12 protein-coding genes are annotated in these 19035 nt (G+C 59.4%); 6 read left to right on the top strand and 6 right to left on the bottom strand.

Going from position 1 to position 19035, the window contains the following annotated elements:
* Positions 1-271 precede the first annotated feature (271 nt).
* The 4 genes from ACOYW0_RS22920 to ACOYW0_RS22905 all read left to right on the top strand — a co-directional run bounded on the left by ACOYW0_RS22920 (position 272) and on the right by ACOYW0_RS22905 (position 8581).
* Positions 272-2539, top strand: coding sequence for an LVIVD repeat-containing protein (locus tag ACOYW0_RS22920; RefSeq protein ID WP_482416062.1), 2268 nt, complete (start codon positions 272-274; stop codon positions 2537-2539).
* Between the two features lie 105 nt (positions 2540-2644).
* Positions 2645-4003, top strand: coding sequence for a TolC family protein (locus ACOYW0_RS22915; protein ID WP_482416061.1), 1359 nt, complete (start codon positions 2645-2647; stop codon positions 4001-4003).
* A 187-nt stretch (positions 4004-4190) separates the two neighbouring features.
* A complete protein-coding gene (locus ACOYW0_RS22910; protein ID WP_482416060.1) occupies positions 4191-5333 on the top strand; it encodes an efflux RND transporter periplasmic adaptor subunit in 1143 nt (380 codons plus the stop codon).
* Complete coding sequence (locus tag ACOYW0_RS22905) at positions 5330-8581, top strand: efflux RND transporter permease subunit (protein ID WP_482416059.1); 3252 nt, start codon at positions 5330-5332, stop codon at positions 8579-8581. Before ACOYW0_RS22910 ends, ACOYW0_RS22905 begins: the two co-directional genes overlap by 4 nt.
* Positions 8582-8813: 232 nt before the next feature.
* Here ACOYW0_RS22905 and ACOYW0_RS22900 read toward each other — a convergent pair whose 3' ends face one another.
* The 6 genes from ACOYW0_RS22900 to ACOYW0_RS22875 all read right to left on the bottom strand — a co-directional run bounded on the left by ACOYW0_RS22900 (position 8814) and on the right by ACOYW0_RS22875 (position 17689).
* On the bottom strand, positions 8814-10232 hold the full coding sequence (locus ACOYW0_RS22900) for an exonuclease domain-containing protein (protein WP_482416058.1): 1419 nt from the start codon (positions 10230-10232) through the stop codon (positions 8814-8816).
* A 361-nt stretch (positions 10233-10593) separates the two neighbouring features.
* Positions 10594-11679, bottom strand: coding sequence for an HD-GYP domain-containing protein (locus tag ACOYW0_RS22895; RefSeq protein WP_482416057.1), 1086 nt, complete (start codon positions 11677-11679; stop codon positions 10594-10596).
* The gene (locus tag ACOYW0_RS22890) at positions 11672-14974 is read right to left on the bottom strand and encodes a hybrid sensor histidine kinase/response regulator (protein ID WP_482416056.1); all 3303 of its coding nucleotides are present in this window, start codon (positions 14972-14974) and stop codon (positions 11672-11674) included. The genes ACOYW0_RS22895 and ACOYW0_RS22890 overlap by 8 nt, the downstream gene beginning before the upstream one ends.
* Before the next feature lie 73 nt (positions 14975-15047).
* The gene (locus tag ACOYW0_RS22885; protein ID WP_482416055.1) at positions 15048-15221 is read right to left on the bottom strand and encodes a hypothetical protein; all 174 of its coding nucleotides are present in this window, start codon (positions 15219-15221) and stop codon (positions 15048-15050) included.
* Positions 15221-16846: a bifunctional serine/threonine-protein kinase/formylglycine-generating enzyme family protein gene (locus ACOYW0_RS22880; RefSeq protein ID WP_482416054.1), complete on the bottom strand. Its 1626-nt coding sequence runs from the start codon at positions 16844-16846 to the stop codon at positions 15221-15223. Before ACOYW0_RS22880 ends, ACOYW0_RS22885 begins: the two co-directional genes overlap by 1 nt.
* Before the next feature lie 60 nt (positions 16847-16906).
* Positions 16907-17689, bottom strand: coding sequence for a PP2C family protein-serine/threonine phosphatase (locus tag ACOYW0_RS22875; RefSeq protein ID WP_482416053.1), 783 nt, complete (start codon positions 17687-17689; stop codon positions 16907-16909).
* A 255-nt stretch (positions 17690-17944) separates the two neighbouring features.
* Here ACOYW0_RS22875 and yjgA point away from each other — a divergent pair, with 255 nt between their 5' ends.
* The gene (yjgA, locus tag ACOYW0_RS22870; protein WP_482416052.1) at positions 17945-18454 is read left to right on the top strand and encodes a ribosome biogenesis factor YjgA; all 510 of its coding nucleotides are present in this window, start codon (positions 17945-17947) and stop codon (positions 18452-18454) included.
* 315 nt (positions 18455-18769) lie between these two features.
* Positions 18770-18970, top strand: a complete 201-nt coding sequence (locus ACOYW0_RS22865; RefSeq protein ID WP_180141596.1) for a cold-shock protein — start codon at positions 18770-18772, stop codon at positions 18968-18970.
* Positions 18971-19035: the final 65 nt, after the last annotated feature.

Below are 19035 nucleotides of genomic sequence, written 5' to 3'. Positions count from 1 at the left end.
CGCAAGGGCTGAAGCCCAGACCAACGAGAGCGCCCCCCTGCCTGCCTTACGCCGCCGTTACCTCTCACGGAAGGAAGCAAGGGGGCCTCAAACCACCGAGAGAACACACCCGCTATCTAAAGCCCGCCTCCCAAAGCCCCCTTTGCCCCACCAAACAACCCTTTCCAGGCCCATTCTTTCAAAACTCACCATGTTGACACCGACCGGAAACTGCACTACATTGTCGTAAACATTGTTAGCAATGAAAGACATCCAACCTTCGGGAGGTCATATGATAAACCGACAAACACTCATCCTGTTGCTGGCGATTCTCCTTCTCCCGGTCCTCTCCCTGGCCGATCAATTCTCCCCCATGGGCACTCGGTGGCCGGCAGGAGTAAAAAAAACACTTGTCGGCAATGACTCCATCCTCTTTGGTGCCAACGGGGATACCCTGGCGGCGTATCCAAAGATAAACTTTGAAGCCACCACAGACCCCGTCTCCATTCGCCTCAACGCGCCTGAGGGCATCGTCACCATTGATTACCTGGAGGTAGGAGAAAAAAAATACATCATCGCCGCCTGCGGCACCGGTGGATTGCAGGTCGTGGCCTTTGACGGCGCTTTCTCCCTGCATGAGAATTCCGTGGTCACCGAATCGGACTTCCCCCGAAAAAACACCACCGGACCGGTAGCCCTCAATATCAAGGGGGCCGTGGGTTTCCAGGCTTACAATGCCCATCTCATCGCCACCATGGACGCCAACTTCGGCTACCGTGTCTTTCAGTTTAAAGGCAGCCTGGCCCTGGAAGAGGTGGCCCAGTTGGAGGGCTCCCCTGCGGACTACACCATGCTGGTGGACATGGCCAGGTGGAAGGAAAGTAACGGCCACGACTGCATCCTCACCGTGGCTCAAAACAGGAAAATGAGCCTTTTCGACATGCACAAGGATCTCAATGAACGCTGGAAAATCACGGAATTGGGGCAGATCTCTTTCAACATCCCGAATCTTCCTTCCAACACGCTACTTTACATGAGCACCCTCACCCTGCGGGTTTCCGACGACACGGCCCACATCATCGAAAACTCACTGGGGCACTACCTGAGCGTTTCAATACGACACCTCGCACAAACCTACCCGCCCCCCGGCTCGGACGGAGTGACCCTGGGCTACCCCATGGACCTGTCCATAGAAGGGGCCTATGGATGCATCACCACCCTTGCGGCCGAAAACAGCAACCCGCCCGGTGTCCAGGTGATGAGGCTCTCCGACAAAGCCGTGGTGGGTACCCTTGCCCAGGAAGGAGCAGGGGCCCTGCATCAGAGTTCCCCCAACACGCTGTTTCTCATGGACATCCGAAGCGGCCTGTCCCAAATCGACCTCTCCGACCCGACAAACCCCAGCCAGGGCGACCATGTGGACACCCCCTTTGCCGTGGACAGGATCTTGATCAGGAATGACACCCTGCTTTTCGTGGATGGTCTGGACAGCGCCTCAGCCGGATTCCGCGTCATGGATATCAACAACGCCACCCAGCCCACCTGTCTTTTTTTCGGCCCCACGGACGGCCAGGCCTGCGACCTTGCCGTGGATAACGACTTCTACCGCCTCTTCATCGCCGACAAAAGCGTGGGGGTCTGCTGCTACTCCATGAACAGCACTTATATCTCTTCACCGGACGACCTGACCAACCCCGAAGCGCCGTCGTCCAAAGCGCCCCTTGAGCTTGAACCCCTTGCCATGGAACATCTCGACGGAGAGAGCCCCCTGGCCGTTGCCGTCTCCACCAAAAACATCAATCAGGAAAACATCGACTTTCTCCACGTCCTCACCGACACGGGCAATCTCTTCTCCTTTCCCCTGCCCCTTCTTCCAAGTGTCCCCACTGTCCACAAAATCGACACAACAAAAAAAGGTGTCTTTACGGGTCTTCCCGGCACCCCGACAGCCATGGAGCCCTTTGGAACGGATTACCTCCTTGTGGCATGCGGCCCCCAGGGGTTCCAGATTGTGGACCTCTTCTCCGACCCGGATGATCCGGAAAAGCTGTCCCATGGCATCGAGGCATCTTACACCCAGGGCCTTGCCAACACCGTCAGCGTGTCGTCGGACGGCAGCCGCTATGTCTGTGTTGCCGATGATGCCGCAGGGATTGTCTCTCTGGACCTGTTCTTCAATCAAAACACCCCGGCCCTGATCACCCCGGCAAGGGAGGGTGGCTATTCCATAGGCACAGGCCACGTCATCGACCTCTTCTATACGGACAACAACAACCTGTATGCTGTCACAGACCAGGCCACGGACAACCTCCTCATCCTGGACCTGTCCGACCCCGCAGCCCCGGGGCTGCTGTCCCGGGAGACCTCACCGGGCACCCCCAGGGCCGTCGTCGCCGCCACCACCGGGGGACTCAGTTCGGACAGCCCGGCCCTTCGCGCAGCCTACATCGCCGACGGCCAGGGCGGCCTCACCGTTCGCCAGACCACCGAAAACGACAACTCCCAGGAGCAGGTCTGGCACGACGACTCCTCCGGCTGCTTCATCCGTACCCTGAACTGACGAAGCATTCCGGCCCTTCCGCAATAATGAAAGCATGTTTTGACTCTGGCTATGATGTGCGCACCCTTGCGATCGCATCACCGACACCATGCACGACAGGTGACCATGAACCGATCTCTTATGACAGTGCCCCTGCTTCTCCTTTGCGCATGGATCAGCCCCACGTCGCCCATGGCAGAACCCGGGCCCATCACCCTGCGGGCGTGCATCGAAAAAGCGCTGCCCTATGCCGAGGACATCAGGCTGGCCGAAGAGTCCCTCTATGCGGCGGAGCAGGACCGCCTTCGCGCCCGGTCCGTACTGATCCCCACTGTGGAGCTCACCGGCCGACTGGACGGAAGCGACACGGAGATCCAAGGGGCCTACGCCCCGCCCAACCAGATCGAGGAGACTCGGTACGGCACCTTTGCCGGGCTGGGGTTCCAGTACAGCTTTTACATCAACGGACGGGAACTCATTGTCTACAAAGCCTCGGGCGAACTCGTTGAAAAAGCCGCCATGGACCTCACCGCCGCACGCCACGACTACATCCTCCAGGTGGCCGTCACCTTTGTGGGCGTCATCCGCAGTGAAAAAGGCGTTGCCATCGCCGATGCAAACCTGACCCGGCTCATCTCCAACAGGGACGCGGTCGTGCGTCGCATCCAGGCCGGGCTCCTCACCCGCACCGAGCAATTTCGTTCCGACGCCGAAGTCGCCGGCGGGCGGGCAGAACTCAAGGAGGCCCTGAACCAGCGCATCGTAAACAGACGGGCTCTCCAGCGACTGGTTCCCCTGCCGGACGATTTTCAACTTGAGCCGCCGGAGAAAATCCCGGCCCCGTCGGACCTCAGCCTTGAGGAGTGCGTGACCCTGGCCACCCAAAACCGCCCCGAGCTCAAATCCCTGGTCATCGCGTCCAGTGTGGCCGACAAGGAAGTGGCCGTGGCCAAAAGCACGTACTGGCCCAAACTCACCCTCGAAGGGTCGGCCGGACGAACGGATAGCCGTGTGGACGGCAGCTACGACGATCTGGAGGTGGATTTCGACCTGGACACCACCCGATACACGGCAAGCCTTACCCTCTCCCTTCCCCTGGTGGACGGCGGACTGCGCAGGGCCGACGTCCGAAAAAGCCTCTCGGACAAGCGATCCGTAGACTACAGGCTGGCCCGCAAAACCAAAGAGATCCGCCTGGCCGTGGAGCGGGCCTGGTACGATCACAACACCGAGTCACTCAGGGTCCGGGCCCTGGAAGAGAGCCTTACCTTCGCCCGGCAGTTCCTGGATTCCGTCACCCGGCGGTTTGACGAAGGCCTGGCCGAGAGCCTGGACCTCATCGACGCCAACACACGGTTCGTGGAGGCAGAAAATCAGCTGGCCGACGCCCGGTTTGCCCTGCAGCTGGCCGCCATCCGCCTCCGGTACACCTCGGGGGTGCCCATGCTCCCCGTCCCGGCATCCCAAAGCGCCCCCAATGGCTGATGGCAAGGGCAAAGAGGCCTCCGGCGGCCCTATCTGGGCCAACCTTTTGAAAAGTCTGACAAACAGGCCTTAAGATCCGCCGAAGGCCTGCTTTTTAACCTGGCTTTGACCATCTAAAGGCACTGCGGAAAGTAACCCTTTCGCCTTTTTATTTTCCATGCAGACACAGCAATGAAAGAGACGTGGAATGACGCCCAAACCACCCCACCCACCCTTTGCTAAAAAAGCCCTGACGGCCTGTGCGGCCTGGTGGCCTGTGTTCCTTTTGTTTGTGGTTCTCCTGGGACTCTACATCACGGTGGCCATCAAAGCGGAAGCCGTGGCCAAGGCACGCCGGGACCAGCGAAAAGAGGGCCAGCCACCCGTCAATGTGGTGACCCTCACCCTTGCGCCCACCGTCATCAGGGACCGCGTCACCCTCCCCGGTGAGGTCCGTGCCAACCAGGAACTCATGGTGCCCTCGGAAGTCTCGGCCGTCCTTGTAAAAAAGACGCGTGAAGAAGGTGAAGCCGTCAAGGCGGGGGACATTCTGGCGCAACTCGACACCTCCCGGTTTGCAGCGCGTCACCAGGCAGCCACGGCCTCTTTTGAGTCGGCCCGGGCAACGGCAAGGCGCCTGACCAACCTTAACCGCACCAACCTTGCTACCCAATCGGACCTGGACCAGGCCGAAGCGGCCCTGGAGGAGGCGCGAAGCGTCTTGACCGCCACCCGCCTGGACCTGGACAAATGCCGGGTCAAGGCCCCTTTTTCCGGGTACCTCGACGCCTACATCATCGACAAAGGGGCCTTTGTAACCGCAGGGAGCCCCATCTGCAAACTGGTGGATCTCAACCCCGTGAAAATCCGCGTGGGCATTCCTGAGTCCGATGTCCGACACATTCGCACCATGGCCTCTTTTTCCGTTTCCATCGATGCGTTAAAGGGCACCACCATTTCAGGGGGACGCGTCCTGCGCCTGGCCAGGTCTGCGGGAAACATGGCCCGCCTCTACGACCTGGACCTGTTGTTTCCCAATGACGAAGGGCTTTTGATCCCCGACATGTTCGCCCGGGTGGACCTGGTCAAAAAGATTCGGGAAAAGGCCCTTGTGGTTCCCCTGTACGCCCTCATCACCCGAAAAGACACCCAGGTGGTCTTTCTGGAACAGGAGGGCATTGCCACGGCCCGGGAGGTGACCACAGGGATCCAGGAAGGATGGATGGTGGAGGTGACCTCCGGCCTGGCGTCGGGAGACAAGGTCATCGTGGTGGGGCAGCGGTCGGTGAGCGAGGGCCGAAAGGTCAACGTGGTCCGCCGAGCCAACAAGGCCGGGGAGCTGCAGCCATGATCATCCCGGATACCGCCGTCAAAAACCGCATCAGTGTGCTGGTGCTGTCGGTGATCATCGTGCTGGTGGGCTGCTACGCCTACTCGGTGCTTCCACGGGAAGACGAACCGGACATCACCATCCCCTATGTCTTCGTCGCCACCGTCTACAAAGGCGTTGCCTCGGCCGACATCGAGACCTCCGTCACCATCCCCATCGAAAAAAAGCTCAAAGGCCTTGAAGGGGTGAAAAAAATCAGCTCGGTCAGCTCCGAGGGCCTGAGCGAAATCAACATCGAGTTCATTCCCGGCACCGACATCGACGACGTACTCCGCAAGGTCAAGGACAAGGTGGACGAAGCCGAGCGGGACCTGCCCTCGGACATGGAAGAGGACCCGTCCGTGTTCGAAGTCAATATCTCGGAATTGCCCATCGTGGTCTATTCTTTGAGCGGCCCCCAGGGCAGCACAGCTCTCAAACGGCTGGCAGACGACCTCCAGGAGGACATGGAGTCAGTGGCAGGGGTTCTGGAGGTCACGGTCACCGGCGGCCAGGAGCGGGAGATCCTCATTGAGGTGGACCCGGAAAAACTCGCCTGGTACCACATCCCCATCTCTGATTTCTCCCTGGCCGTCACCCGGGAGAACACCAACACCTCGGGGGGCGCCGTCAACATGGGTGACGGACGATACCAGCTGAGGGTCCCCGGGGAGTTTGACTCGCCGGAAGAGATCATGGGCATCGTGGTCAAGGATCACGACGGCAGGCCCGTGTACCTGAAAGAGCTGGCCCGGGCCCTGGATACCTTCAAGGAGGAGGAGAGCAGGGCCCGGCTCAACGGCCACGAGGCCGTCAACATCTCCGTGAAAAAGCGCAGCGGAGAAAACGTCCTTGCCATCTGCGCGGAGCTGGACCGCATCGTGGCCCACCACCGCACGGGGTGGTCAGAAACAACCCGCATCACCAAGCTGATGAACAAAGAGAAGAACATTCGTCTTATGGTGGCGGACCTGGAGAACAACATCCTCTCCGGCCTCATTCTCGTGGTGGGGGTTCTCCTGTTTGTCCTGGGGTTCCGCAACGCCATCATCGTGGGCCTGGCCATCCCCCTTTCCATGCTCATCAGCTTCACCGTTCTCCATGTGCTGGGCATCACCCTGAACATGGTGGTGCTCTTCTCCCTGACCCTGGCCCTGGGCATGCTGGTGGACAACGCCATCGTCATTGTGGAGAACATCTACCGATTCATGGAACAGGGAGCCTCGCGCACCCAGGCCGCCATGATGGCCTCCTCTGAGGTGGCCTACCCGGTCATCGGCTCCACCCTCACCACCCTGGCCGCTTTTTTTCCCATGCTCTACTGGCCAGGGATCATGGGCGAGTTCATGCGCTACCTGCCCCTGACCCTCATCGTCACCCTCACGGCCAGCCTCTTCGTGGCCCTGGTCATCAACCCGGCCCTGGCCGCCTTTATCATGCGTGTCAAAACGCCCTCCGTTTCTCCTGGCCCCGCCGGTGAGGGTCTGTTTTCGTCATCCCGACAGACCCCGATGGAGACCCCGGTGGAAATCCGGGGAAGGCTCCTGGTGACCTATGCCGCCACCCTCCATGTGGCCTTAAAACACCGGGCCAAGGTGATCACCGGGGCTTTTCTCACCCTGTTTATCCTCTTTTATCTCTGGCTCCTGGCCGTGGGCATTGAAAAGCCTATGGAGTTCTTCCCGTCCGTGGATCCGCAGAACGTCTTTGTCAACATCGATCCCCCGGAAGGGGCCACCCTGGACTACTGCGACGGCATCGTGCGTGAAGTGGAGATGTGCATCGCCTCGGCATGCGGCGCGCGCCCAACGGACGACGCATACCGGGAGGCCATGTCCCTTCGGCAGCACACGGACCGAAAGGGCCGCACCTTCTCGGCGCCCAGCGACTTCAACAACATCGAATACATCTACGCCAACAGCGTCCGCAGGTTCGGCAGCAACCTGTTTGCCCAGAACTCCCCCAACCACCTGGGTATCCAGTTCGTGGACTACGAGAACCGTACCCGGCCGTCCAAGGACGCCATCCCCCGGTTCCGGGAGCGCGTCAAGCACATTGCCGGAGCCCGCGTCACCGTCAAAAAAGAGGAGGGAGGTCCCCCCACCGGTGCCCCGGTAAACATCGAAATCGCAGGGGATGACTTTGCCACCCTGGGCCGCCTCGCATCCGAGGTCCAGAACATCATCGCCACCATCCCGGGCATCGAAGATGTCCGGGACGACTACAGCTACAACATCCCCACCATTCGCATTCGCATCGACCGAAAGCGGGCGGCCCTCTTCGGCCTCTCCACCGGTGCCGTGGGAGCCGCCCTGAAAACCGCCTACAACGGCACCAAGGTCTCCACCTACCGGGAGGCCGGTGATGAGTACGACATCACCGTGCGCATGCCCGAGCACTTCCGAAACGCCCCGGAGACCCTGCACACCCTGCTCATCCCCGCCGAAGACGGCACCCTCATCCCCCTGTCCGCCCTCTCCCACATGCACTACACCGGGAGCCTGGGGGATATCACCCGCATCAACCACAACCGGGTGGTGACGGTCAAAGCCAACGTCGATGAACAGATCAAGCCGGGGACCGTCCTGCGCAGCGAAGCCGAAGCCCTTCTCCGCCCCTTTCCCCTGCCCGAGGGCTACACCCTCACCTTCACCGGGGAAAACGAAGAAGAGCAAAAGGCAAAAGCCTTCCTCTCCCGGGCATTTATGCTGGCCATCCTCCTGATCTTCCTGATCCTCGTCACCCTCTTCAACTCCGTGGCGCAACCCGTTATCATTCTCACCTCGGTGATCCTCTCCTTCGGAGGAGTGTTTCTGGGGCTCACCGTCATGGGCTACCCCTTCGGCATCATCATGAGCGGGGTGGGCGTCATCTCCCTGGCCGGGGTGGTGGTCAACAACGCCATCGTCCTCATCGACTACACCAACAAACTCCGGGAAAGCGGCATGGAGACCACCGAGGCCATCATCGCCGCCGGCGCCACACGCTTAAGGCCCGTCATGCTCACCGCCGTCACCACGGTCCTGGGCCTGATCCCCATGGTAACGGGCATCTCCATCAACTTTCGGGAGCGCACCATCTCCACCTTGAGCGAGACCTCCCAGTACTGGAAATCCATGTCCGTTGTGGTTATCTTCGGCCTGGTCATCGCAACGGCCCTCACCCTGGTGGTGGTCCCCACCCTCTACAGCCTCCTGGCCACCCGGCGGGACGACGAGCAATCGGTTTAAAAAACAAAAAAAGGCCGCGGCAACACGCCGCGGCCCATAAAAAACTGAACCATTCAAAAAATACCTCCGGCGGGTCGCTTTTTGAAAAAAGCTCCGCAAAAACGTTCCGGTCGCGTTTTTGTCGGGCGAAGCCCGAGCCGAAGGCCATTGCGCTTTGCCCTGAGGCACGAAGGGCAAAGCGCAATGGCAATAAGCTTTCGAGGTGGCTCACCTCGCCGCCGGAGGCAGCTTTTTAAAAATTGCTGGACAGATACCCTTCCAGCTCATCCAGCAGCTGGCCCTGCTCCTCGTCCAGGGAGACCTCGGCCCGCACCCGGGCAATCTCTTCCATGGCGGCGGCCGGTGTCAGGCGGGCATCGCCCCTGAAGTCCACCATGGGGGCTTCCTCCCCTTGCGGATGGACTCGCGCCATGAAGGTTTCAAAGGCCTCGAACACCTCTTCATCGGAAAACTCAGGGTAGTTGCGAAACAGGATACGGGTGGCAAGCTCGCGCACATGGCCGGGGGCCATGGCCTGCATGGCCTCGGCCATGGCATCGGGCCCGGCCCTGTGAAACTTGGCGCACAAGGCCTCTTCGGCCTTGGAGAGGAACCCGTTCTGGTACAGGCAGGTGTCCGCATCCAGGTTGGGAATCTCGGGGTACCGGAACTCCCGGTGGTGCCGGATGATCCGGGCAAACTCATCGGGGTGCGCTTTGAGCCAGGCGAGGTTCTCTTCCACCCGGGCCAGGCGCTCGGGGGTGAGCCGTGATACAAAGCGATCCAGGGGCGGCAGGATCACATTGGGCTCTCCCATTCGTTTCCGGATAACCCAGACGCGCTCTTCCACTGCCCCCTCTCCGTTAATGAGGGCCTCGTCGTCCAGCCGGAGCCAGAGGGTCTGGTTTTTGTACGGCACAGACTCCCCGATGGCAAGCACCGGTGCCTGGTACGCCGCCTCGGCCCCGAACCGGCTTCCGGTCATGATCCCCCAGGCGTGCTGGCCCGCCGAGGACTCATGCCTTACCGGCAGCTTGGCCAGGCGAAGGGCGTCTTCCTTTTTGTTAAACGAACCCGCCACATACTCCCACATCTTCCCCTCAGCCATAAAGCGCCGGGCCAGGGCCAGGGTCGCCTCCACGTCCACCAGGGCGTCATGGGCCTGTCCCTCGGCCAGGGCATTGGCCTGGCTGAGTTTTTCAAGCTTCAGGGTGGACCGTCCGTCTTCCAGGCGGGGCCAGGTCAGCCCCTCGGGCTTGTAGAGGTGGTACAATACGGTAATGGGCAAAAGATCCATGCGGGAACACCCGTTGGCCCACTGGTGGGTGTACGGGGGAAGCAGGTTGCGGTGAAAGGCGAAACGCAGGAATTCGTCGTCAAAGCCCAGGGTGTTGTAGCCCAGGGAAATGGTTCCCTCACGATTCATCAGGGCGTGAATATGCCTCACCGCTTCGTATTCGCAGATCCCCTCCATGCATTTCTCAATGCCGATACGATGGGTGATGGTGGCCATGGGCGAAGGCACCACGTCGGGGCGAAGGGACACCACGATGTTGTAACGTTCCAGTTCCTTGAGGTGCATATCCGTGCGAATGGCAGCAAACTGAAGGATCTGGTCAAAGGATTTGTTCAGGCCGCTTGTTTCAAGATCGTAGAATAGATAGCTCTTCATGGAACGCCCCTTGGGATGAGTGGTCATGCGGTAATGAACAAAAGGGGACCAGGCCGGTTGTGCCTGCTCCCCTTTCGAATCGGCTGCGATATTTTTTCATACACCGGGAGGCCCCCGATGTAAACCGGTATCGACGCTCCTTACCGGGCCAACGCATTTATAAATTCAGTTGCCTCCGGCGGGTCGCTTTTTGAAAAAAGCTCCGCAAAAACGTTCCGGTAGAAGAAAAAAACAAGAGGGGGTATGGACGGTGCGGTGCGCCCACAAAAAACAAAACCTGTTTGTCAAACGTTTCAAACGTTTGGCCCCGGCAGGGCCGCCGGAGGCGTCTTTGGGCTGAATCAGAATGTAATGCCCTGCCTTAACCGGCCTCTTTGGCAAGGTCTTCTTCCCCCTGCCCCGTTTCGCGGGCCGTGTTGACAATCCGGGTCAGTTCCGGCTCAAGGCCCAGGAACAGTTCGGCCAGCCAGGGGTCAAACTGCCGCCCGGCCCACTGGGAGATCTCGGCCAGGGAATCCGGAACAGACCAGGCCTTTTTGTAGGGCCGCTCAAAGACCAGGGCGTCGAACACGTCACAGATACAGACAATACGCCCGTACAGCGGGATTTCCGGCCCCTTCAACCCCTTGGGATAGCCCGTGCCGTCCCACCTCTCATGGTGTGTCAGGGCGATCTCCTCGGCCATGCACAGCAGCCGCGACCGGCTTCCGGAGAGAAGCTCGCCACCGATTTCGGCGTGCCGTTTCATCACCACCCATTCGTCGTCGGTAAGGGCCCCGGGTTTCAGGAGGATGGCGTCGGAAATCCCGATCTTACCGGCATCGTGCATGGTGCTGGCCAGGGCCACGAGCTCCACCTCGTCCTGGGGGAGACCTGCTGCGCGCCCTAAAAGACGACAGTATTCGGAGATGCGATTCACATGGCGGCCCGTGCACTCGTCGCTGTACTCGCAGGCAAGCCCCAGGCGGTTGATGATTTCAAGCTGGGTCTCCTCCAGCTCCCGGGTCCGTTCCCGCACCATGGCCTCCAGGGCGATGTTCTGCTGCCTCAGGGCCTCCTGGGCTGTCACCAGGGTGAGGTGCGTGCGCACGCGGGCCGTCACCTCAGCCATGTCAAAGGGCTTGGTGATGTAATCCACCGCCCCGAATTCAAACCCCCGGGTCTTGTCTTCCGGCCTGTCCAGGGCGGTGATGAAGATAACAGGAATCCCCGCCGTCTCCGGGGCCGCTTTGAGACGCTTGCACACCTCGAACCCGTCGAGCTCGGGCATCAGAACATCCAGGAGGATCAAATCCACCGGGTGCTGACGGACATACTCAAGGGCCCGCACACCGCTCATGGCCACGCCGAGCTTGAAGGAGTCCTTCAGAGCGTCGATGAGGATGTCGAGGTTGGCCCTGGTGTCGTCCACCAAAAGCACCCTGCACTGTTTCAAAGACTCAGCCATCGTTGGTACCTGCCGCCATGTCCCTTTTCAACTGGTTTCCGAGCTGCTTTAAGGTCCCGCCCGCCTTTTCAAAACTGTACTCCCGGACTTCCTGCTCCAGGTTCCGGGCCAGGTGTTCGCTCTCAGGCCCCACACCATGGAGGGAGAATCGTTCCCGAATTTCATCAAACAGCCGGCCCGACGTCACGGGGTCCAGCTCTTCAAGGCTTTTACCAAGTTTACCCAGCAACGTGAACATTTTTTCAGGGCCAGAGACCTGATGCATGGGGTCCCACGGTTCTTCCCCGGACTCCAGGCCGGTCAGGAGATCGTGGGAGGACTCGGCTGCCTCACGCAGCGACTCCTCAAGGAAGAAGAGAAGCTCTCCGCATCGCTCCGTATCGCGATCCGCGGCGGCCTCTTTCATGGACTCCGCCCAGGTGGCCACGTGAACGGCGCTGACCCTTCCGGCATCTTCCATGAGCCCCTGCAATCCGGCCGCCATCTCATCAAAGGCATGGGCCTCAAGGTACTGCTTCAACAGGGCGCCTGTCTCCCCGTGGGTTTCAAGGAAGCCGGCCAGCATGTCGCCATAGCGTCCCCACTGCCCCTCGGTCTGCTCCAGACCCCGGGAGACGTTGATGCCTGAGAGCATGTACTGGGTATCCACGGATTCGGAGACGGTATCATGGCGACCGTCGGCAAGGGGGAAGGTCCCTCCGAAGCGGTTGATATTTCGCCGGATGGCCGCAAACAGTTCATTGCGGTCGATGGGCTTGGGTACGTAATCGTTCATCCCTGCAGCCAGGCAGCGTTCACGGTCTCCGTACATGGCATGGGCGGTCATGGCAATGATGGGCAGGTCCTCTTTGTGCAGCTTTTTGCGTATCTGCCGGGAGGCCTCCAGGCCGTCCATCTCCGGCATCTGAACATCCATGAGCACCGCGTCGAAATCGCTGTTCACCCGGAGGAGGTTCACGGCCTCCAGACCGTTTTCCGCCGTTGTGACGGAAATACCGGCGGACTTCAAAATCTCCATGGCCACCATCTGGTTGATGGCGTTGTCCTCCACAAGAAGCACGCTCAGCTCGGAAAACTCGTTGTCCGTAAGGAGCCCCCGCCCCACATGGGATTGCCGTACGGCCTTGAACCCGAACAGCTCCATGATGGTGTCAAAGAGAATGGACTGTTTGATGGGCTTCATCAAAAACCCGTCGGCCCCGGCCTCCCTGGCCCGGTCCGCTTCCCGGTCCCTTCCGTACGCGCTGATACAGATCACCGACGGGGTATTCTCTGCTGACTCCTCTTTGATGCGGGCCACGGCCTCGATCCCGTCCATGGCCGGCAGGTGGATGTCCATGATGATCAGGGCAAAGGGATCCTTGTCTCGGCTGCGCCGGTAGAGGGTCAAGGCCGACTCTGCGGACGCGGCGATCTCCGTGCGGCACCCGAAGGTCGCCATGTATCGTTTGAGGATCATGAGGGTGGAAGGGTTGTCGTCCACCACCAGGACCTTGTTGCCCTGAAGGTTCGGGGGAAGAGCCATCTCCGGGCCTTTGCATGCATCGGGCAGAAGCCTGGCCTCCATGGTGAAGCAAAAGGTGCTCCCCTTTCCGGGCTCGCTCTCCACCCAGATGTCGCCGCCCAGCATGTTGACGATTTTCCGACAGATGGCAAGGCCCAGGCCGGTGCCCCCGTATTTACGCGTGGTGGAACCGTCCGCCTGGGCAAAGGCGTCGAAGAGGGTCCCGGTTTTGTCGGCATCAATGCCGATCCCCGTATCCCGCACCGAAAACTGGAGCTTGGTGGCCTTGGCGTCGATGTACTGGGTTCGAACGGCCAGGCAGATTTCTCCGCGGTTGGTGAACTTGAAGGCGTTGGCAGTGAGATTGGCCAGGACCTGGCGGAGGCGCAAGGGATCGGAGATCACTTTTCTGGGGACGTCATCGGCGATGTCGATGATCAGCTCCAAGTCCTTGTCCATGGTCTTTTCAAGGAACATGTCCGCCACCTCTTCAACGACGTCCCGAAGGGACATGGGGATGGTCTCCAGGTCGAGCTTTCCCGCATCGATCTTGGAAAAATCCAGGATGTCGTTGATCAGCTCCAGAAGGGACCGGGAAGAGGACCGGACGATGTTGATGTACTCCTTCTGCTTAGACGAAAGCTCGGTGCCGAGGACAAGGTCGCACATGCCGATGATTGCGTTCATGGGCGTCCGTATCTCATGGCTCATGTTGGCCAGGAACTGGCTTTTGGCGTGGCCCGATGCGTCGGCAGCCTCCTTGGCGATCTTGAGCTGCCTGTTGGCCTCCATCAGTTCAGCGGTTCGCTCCTCCACCCGGCGTTCCAGCTGATCATGGGCATCCTTCAGAGCCCGTTCCGCCTGCTTCCGAAGAGAAATGTCGATGACAGAGGCCACGCTCCGACCGGACAGGGGATCATAGTTCACCTCCGAAAAAACGTCGATGACCTCACCGTCTTTTCGGACAAGTCGGAACTCATATTCACGCGGCGGCTCCTGGCCGTTTTGCACCCGTTGCTTGTGCTCGCTGCGCATGCGTTCCAGGTCCCCGGATTCCACAAACTCGATCCACCGCACCTTCCCTTCAATCTCATGGCGCTTGAACCCCGTGATCTTTTCAAACCGCGCGTTGGCCTGGGAGATCACCAGATTGTCCTCAACAATGATCGCCCCACCCCCGGTGTTTTCAAAAATGCTCCGGTATTTGTGCTCACTCTGGGCCAGGGCCTCGGTGCGGCGAATGGTCTCACGGCGGAAGATTTCGATGCGGAAGATAAATTTATAGACGTACCAGACAATGGCCATGCAGAACAGCAGGAGAAACGGTTCGGTGGGATGGAACCGACCCAGGGCAAACCGAAGCCCCATGGTCAACGGGGCCATGACCAGGGTGGAGGCTGCCAGGAGTTTGAAGGCCCGGATGCCGTATTGAATGGCGTTGCCCACGATGACAATAACCGCATAGAGCATCAAAGGCGGCGGCAGGGTAGGATCGTAGAGCCAGACGACCCAGGCCAGCCCCAGGTCCGCAACCATGGTGGCGCGAATCAGCGACCAGTCGGCCCGTCGACGGCGCAGCAGAACAAACAAAAAGCCCTGGACGGCCACATAGCCCAGGGCGACCATCAGGGCAAAGAGAGGAGAGATCAAGGCCGGGGGAGAAACCACAACCCCGTATACGGCCCAGAAAAGCAGGAGAGAGCCACGAATGACATACTGGAGCACCGGAACGGGTCTTTTGCGCCCCCATTGGGTCACGGAAGGGTCGAGGTCGTTGTGTTTTCTATGCATGCCGTCAGCCGGGCCCCGGATTTGGGCCGATACGGCCCGTTAACATTGTTTACCCATACTAACACAAAAATAGTCAAATTTTCAAAAAAAACTCGGCATTATCCAGTTTCTCCCCGTTGTCAAAACGACAACACCCCAAAAGCGGAACATATCCCTTACCCAGGAAAAGCATATCGCTTGAGTCAAAACATGCCATATCTACCTTTTCTTTTTCCGTCATGTCGAACACTTGCGGACGCACCGCCATCAGAAAACGGCGTCCCCCGGCCGCATGGCAACCCGAAACCCCAGGTTGCTGTACCGAAGGCCCTCCTGAACGATCCGCCGATAATCCAGGGTGCATTTATCCGGCCCCTGGTTCCAGCTGCCGCCACGAATCACCTTTCCTCGCGCCCCCATGTCTCTGTCCTTGAAACAGCCCACCGCATCACGGCACCACTCCTGAACATTGCCGCACATGTCGTAAAGCCCATTGGCGTTGGGGCTCTTCTCCGCCACAGGGTGGGTGGTGAATTCACTGTTTCCCAGATGCCAGCCCAGGCTGTCCATGGAATCGCCCCCCGCGTACCGGGCATGGTCATCGCCTCCCCGGGCGGCAAAAAGCCACTCCCCTTCGGTGGGGATGAAAAAATGGCGTTCCCCCCTGTAAGCATCGGTGAGGCGCTTGCAAAATGCGTCCACGTCCTTCCAGGAGACCATCTCAACGGGCTGATCGGGCCGCCGCGGAAAATGGGAAGGGTCCGTGCCCATGACCCGGCGCCACTGGGCCTGGGTCACCGGATGAATCCCCAGGTAAAAGCCTGGGATCTCTTCGGACCAGTGGTGCCTGGTGTCCCGGAGGGCCAGGGTGCCGCTCGGGATCCAGTTCATGGTCAGGGACGTGGCCTGCTCCACCCACACCTCGGGGACCACGGGGGTAACCGAGGGCACCGAAGGTGAAGTCTGTCTCTTCTCCGGCGCCTCGGGCTTCACGGCCTCCGGCGTATGGTGCCCCTGGGGTGCGCCCTTCAGCAGTTCCCCCACCTCGGCAAAGGATGCGGGCCGATCGTCCCGCTCAAAGGCAAGGCATCGCATGACGGTATCCATCAGGATCTGGGGAAGGTCTTTTCTGGAAAAGGTCACGCCCTCCTCCTGCACCTTGCCCACCCGGTCGATGAAATCCGCCTCTTCAAAGGGGAGGTGCCCCTCGCAAAGGTAATAGATCACCAGGCCCAGGGAGTAGACCCCGGAAAGCACATCCGGTTTCTCCCCCCGCAGGATCAACTCGGGGGCCGACCAATTGGGGGTAAACTGGGCACCGCCAAGGGCAGAAGAGACGGAGCTGACACGCTTGAGGCCTCCCAGGTCGCCCATGAGCAATCGCCCGGTGTCGTCCACAAGAATATTGGAGGGTTTGAAATCGGTGAGGAGAAAAGTCTCTCCGCTGGCGCGGCTCAACCGATCCATCATGGAGGCAAGGGCTTCGGCATAATCCGAGACGGCCTCCGCAGGCAGGGGGTGCTCACGCAGCACAAGGTCCTGGAGGTTCTCCCGGCACAGGGTCATGAGAATCACCAGAAAGGCCTGGGCATAACCGCTCGCGATACGCTTGTCCACAAGGTGAAAGTCGTGGATAGTCACCACGTCCGGGCCCTTGACTTTTTCGTAGTAGCTGCAAACGGCATGAAAATCGCGGGAAACCTTGGAATCGAGATCGGTATCGTTCCGGAACAGGATGGAGCGCTCCACGTGGATGGGAACCACCTTGACGGCCCGTTCCTTGAACCTGTCCCTTGCATGGTAAACGGAACCGTGGATGCCCTGCCCCAATTCGCCGACAATCTCATAGGTAGGGAGGCATTTTTCTATCACCTCCTTCATGTTATCGATCATGGCGCCCCCGCCGGTTCATCCTCAATGGTCCTGTCTCCCTGACTCCGCCCCGAAACGACATCATTCAACCACCCGGGCGATAATAAAGGTGGTGTTGTCCTTTAACGTCTTGCGCTTGAGTTCCACGCTCAGCCTTGCGACACCGGTGATGGGGCTGGGCCCCAGGACCGTCTCCATGGCCGGGTCTTCAATCAAATCGGTGACCCCGTCGCTGCAGAGGATATAGGTGTCGTCCGGCCTGACATCCAGCGCCGTGTAATGCACCTCCGTATGCCCCCAGAGTTCGCTGAAGGCCGACCCTACACCAAAACTGACGACATTGCGATAAGGATGCGAAAAAGCCTCGGCTTCCGTAACGGCACCTTTATCAACGAGGCTCTGCACGTAAGAGTGATCGTGGGAGCATCGCCGAAGTTCACCGTCCCGCATCAGGTAGACCCTGCTGTCCCCTGCATTGAATACCACGGCTTGCTCCGGGGTGAGTATCACCCCTGCGATGGTGGTGCCGCTGTTGATGGGAAGTTCCCCTTCGGCGGCGGTCTGGATCATGTTCAACAGAACATCGAGCCCCTCTGCCGACAGGGTGTCGTGGCTCAGTGACCGGTTGAACTCATCCAGGACAAACCGGCTGCAGACATCTCCGGCCGCATGGCCTCCCATGCCGTCGCAGACGCAGAGGCTCACATAGGCGCCCTCCTCCTCGGTCTCAAGGTCGAGGCTGGGCTGCTGATACACACGGGTTCCCACGAGCACCGCATCTTCCTGGTTGCCCCTGGGGCCGATGTCCATCACGGTTCGGACCTCCATCTTCACCCGGTTGTTCAATCGGCTCTCCCGACTCATCCAAAGGTCCTTTCCTTCAGCCCGGTCCAAGCCCCGCTGGATCGGTTGGTTTTTACCCTTCCCGCCTTGAAATACCGGGATGCTCAACCCCCACCGTTTTTGATGGAATTTTAAACGGAGATATGCCACTATGGCGCCAAACGGACAGCAACCAGCCAGGACTCACGCGACGGGTTTGCGAGCAAGGCGATACCCCGAGAATTGCAGGTTGGCTTTATATATAAGATCAACATGGGAAATGTGGCAAGAACTATTATGAACGAAGAAAACACAGCCGATATCTACAAAAGCCGGACCCAGATAAAGAAGGAGTCCGAGGAGCTTCAGAAACTCGGAGAACGCCTCATCAAACTCACTCCTGGCCAGCTGAAACACGTCGACATTCCCGACGAGCTGAGGAAAGCCGTTGAAGATGCGCGACACATCTCCGCACGCAAAGCGGCCCACCGCAACCGCCAGTTCATCGGAGCCCTCATGCGTGAGTGTGACCCCGAGCCAGTCCGGGAAGCACTGGACAAGCTGGAGGCAGGCCTCACGCTCTCAGGAAACACCGCCCCTGAGCCCGCGAAAGAGACGCCCTGGGTGGAGGCCATCCTTGAAAGCGACGGCGCCATCGAGGACTTTCTGGAAAAATTCCCCTCGGCCGACCGCCAGCGCCTCCGAATGCTGAGGAGAAATGCCATCAAAAAACAGGACAGCGCACCCCGGGGAAAAGAGTTCAAGGCCCTTGCGGCATGTATCCGTGACACCCTCTCGGCATCCTGAGCCTTGCCCGTCAAGCACCACGCGTTTTCCTTAAGAGAACACCACCCCGCAGCCGCCCCCTAATAACTTAATATGTGAGCATATCCTGAACCATATGCTCACATGTCAATTCCTCTCTTCAAATTGCTCCCATAGCGAAAACAACGCCACTCTTAAAAAATCTATTGTAAACATCTTGTCTTCGTGGTTATTTAAGAGTAATTATTTTATTACCTATGCATCACAAGACATAGGCATTCTTCACAACCCTGACCACCATACTCACCCCAACGTGTGACCCTTGAATGATGTAGATTTTTAAAAGGAGATTTGGTTTTGGTTACTGGAAAAGTAAAATGGTTCAGCGACAAGAAAGGATTTGGATTCATTGAATTAGACGGCGGCTCAGACGTCTTTGTTCACTTCACCGAGATCACCATGGAAGGCTTCAAAACACTGACCGAGGGAGACCTCGTCAATTTTGAAATCATAGAGACCGACAAGGGCCCGAGTGCCCGCAATGTGGTCAAAGCCTGACACTCCCCCCTTCTGAAAAAATCACCCGACCGGCCGGCGTCGGGCTTGCCCCGACGCCGCACCGA

The sequence above is a fragment of the Desulfoluna sp. HI9BLuna genome (assembly GCF_056829775.1).
The sequence above is the reverse complement of the archived record's forward strand: the minus strand, read 5'-3'. Positions and strand labels throughout refer to the sequence as shown.

Bases quoted from the DNA above. Each gene is read 5' to 3' on its own strand.
- ACOYW0_RS22920 (WP_482416062.1), top strand. From the start codon at position 272: ATGATAAACCGACAAACACTCATCCTGTTGCTGGCGATTCTCCTTCTC.
- ACOYW0_RS22915 (WP_482416061.1), top strand. From the start codon at position 2,645: ATGAACCGATCTCTTATGACAGTGCCCCTGCTTCTCCTTTGCGCATGG.
- ACOYW0_RS22910 (WP_482416060.1), top strand. From the start codon at position 4,191: ATGACGCCCAAACCACCCCACCCACCCTTTGCTAAAAAAGCCCTGACG.
- ACOYW0_RS22905 (WP_482416059.1), top strand. From the start codon at position 5,330: ATGATCATCCCGGATACCGCCGTCAAAAACCGCATCAGTGTGCTGGTG.
- ACOYW0_RS22900 (WP_482416058.1), bottom strand. From the start codon at position 10,232: ATGAAGAGCTATCTATTCTACGATCTTGAAACAAGCGGCCTGAACAAA.
- ACOYW0_RS22895 (WP_482416057.1), bottom strand. From the start codon at position 11,679: ATGGCTGAGTCTTTGAAACAGTGCAGGGTGCTTTTGGTGGACGACACC.
- ACOYW0_RS22890 (WP_482416056.1), bottom strand. From the start codon at position 14,974: ATGCATAGAAAACACAACGACCTCGACCCTTCCGTGACCCAATGGGGG.
- ACOYW0_RS22885 (WP_482416055.1), bottom strand. From the start codon at position 15,221: ATGGCGGTGCGTCCGCAAGTGTTCGACATGACGGAAAAAGAAAAGGTA.
- ACOYW0_RS22880 (WP_482416054.1), bottom strand. From the start codon at position 16,846: ATGATCGATAACATGAAGGAGGTGATAGAAAAATGCCTCCCTACCTAT.
- ACOYW0_RS22875 (WP_482416053.1), bottom strand. From the start codon at position 17,689: ATGAGTCGGGAGAGCCGATTGAACAACCGGGTGAAGATGGAGGTCCGA.
- yjgA (WP_482416052.1), top strand. From the start codon at position 17,945: ATGAACGAAGAAAACACAGCCGATATCTACAAAAGCCGGACCCAGATA.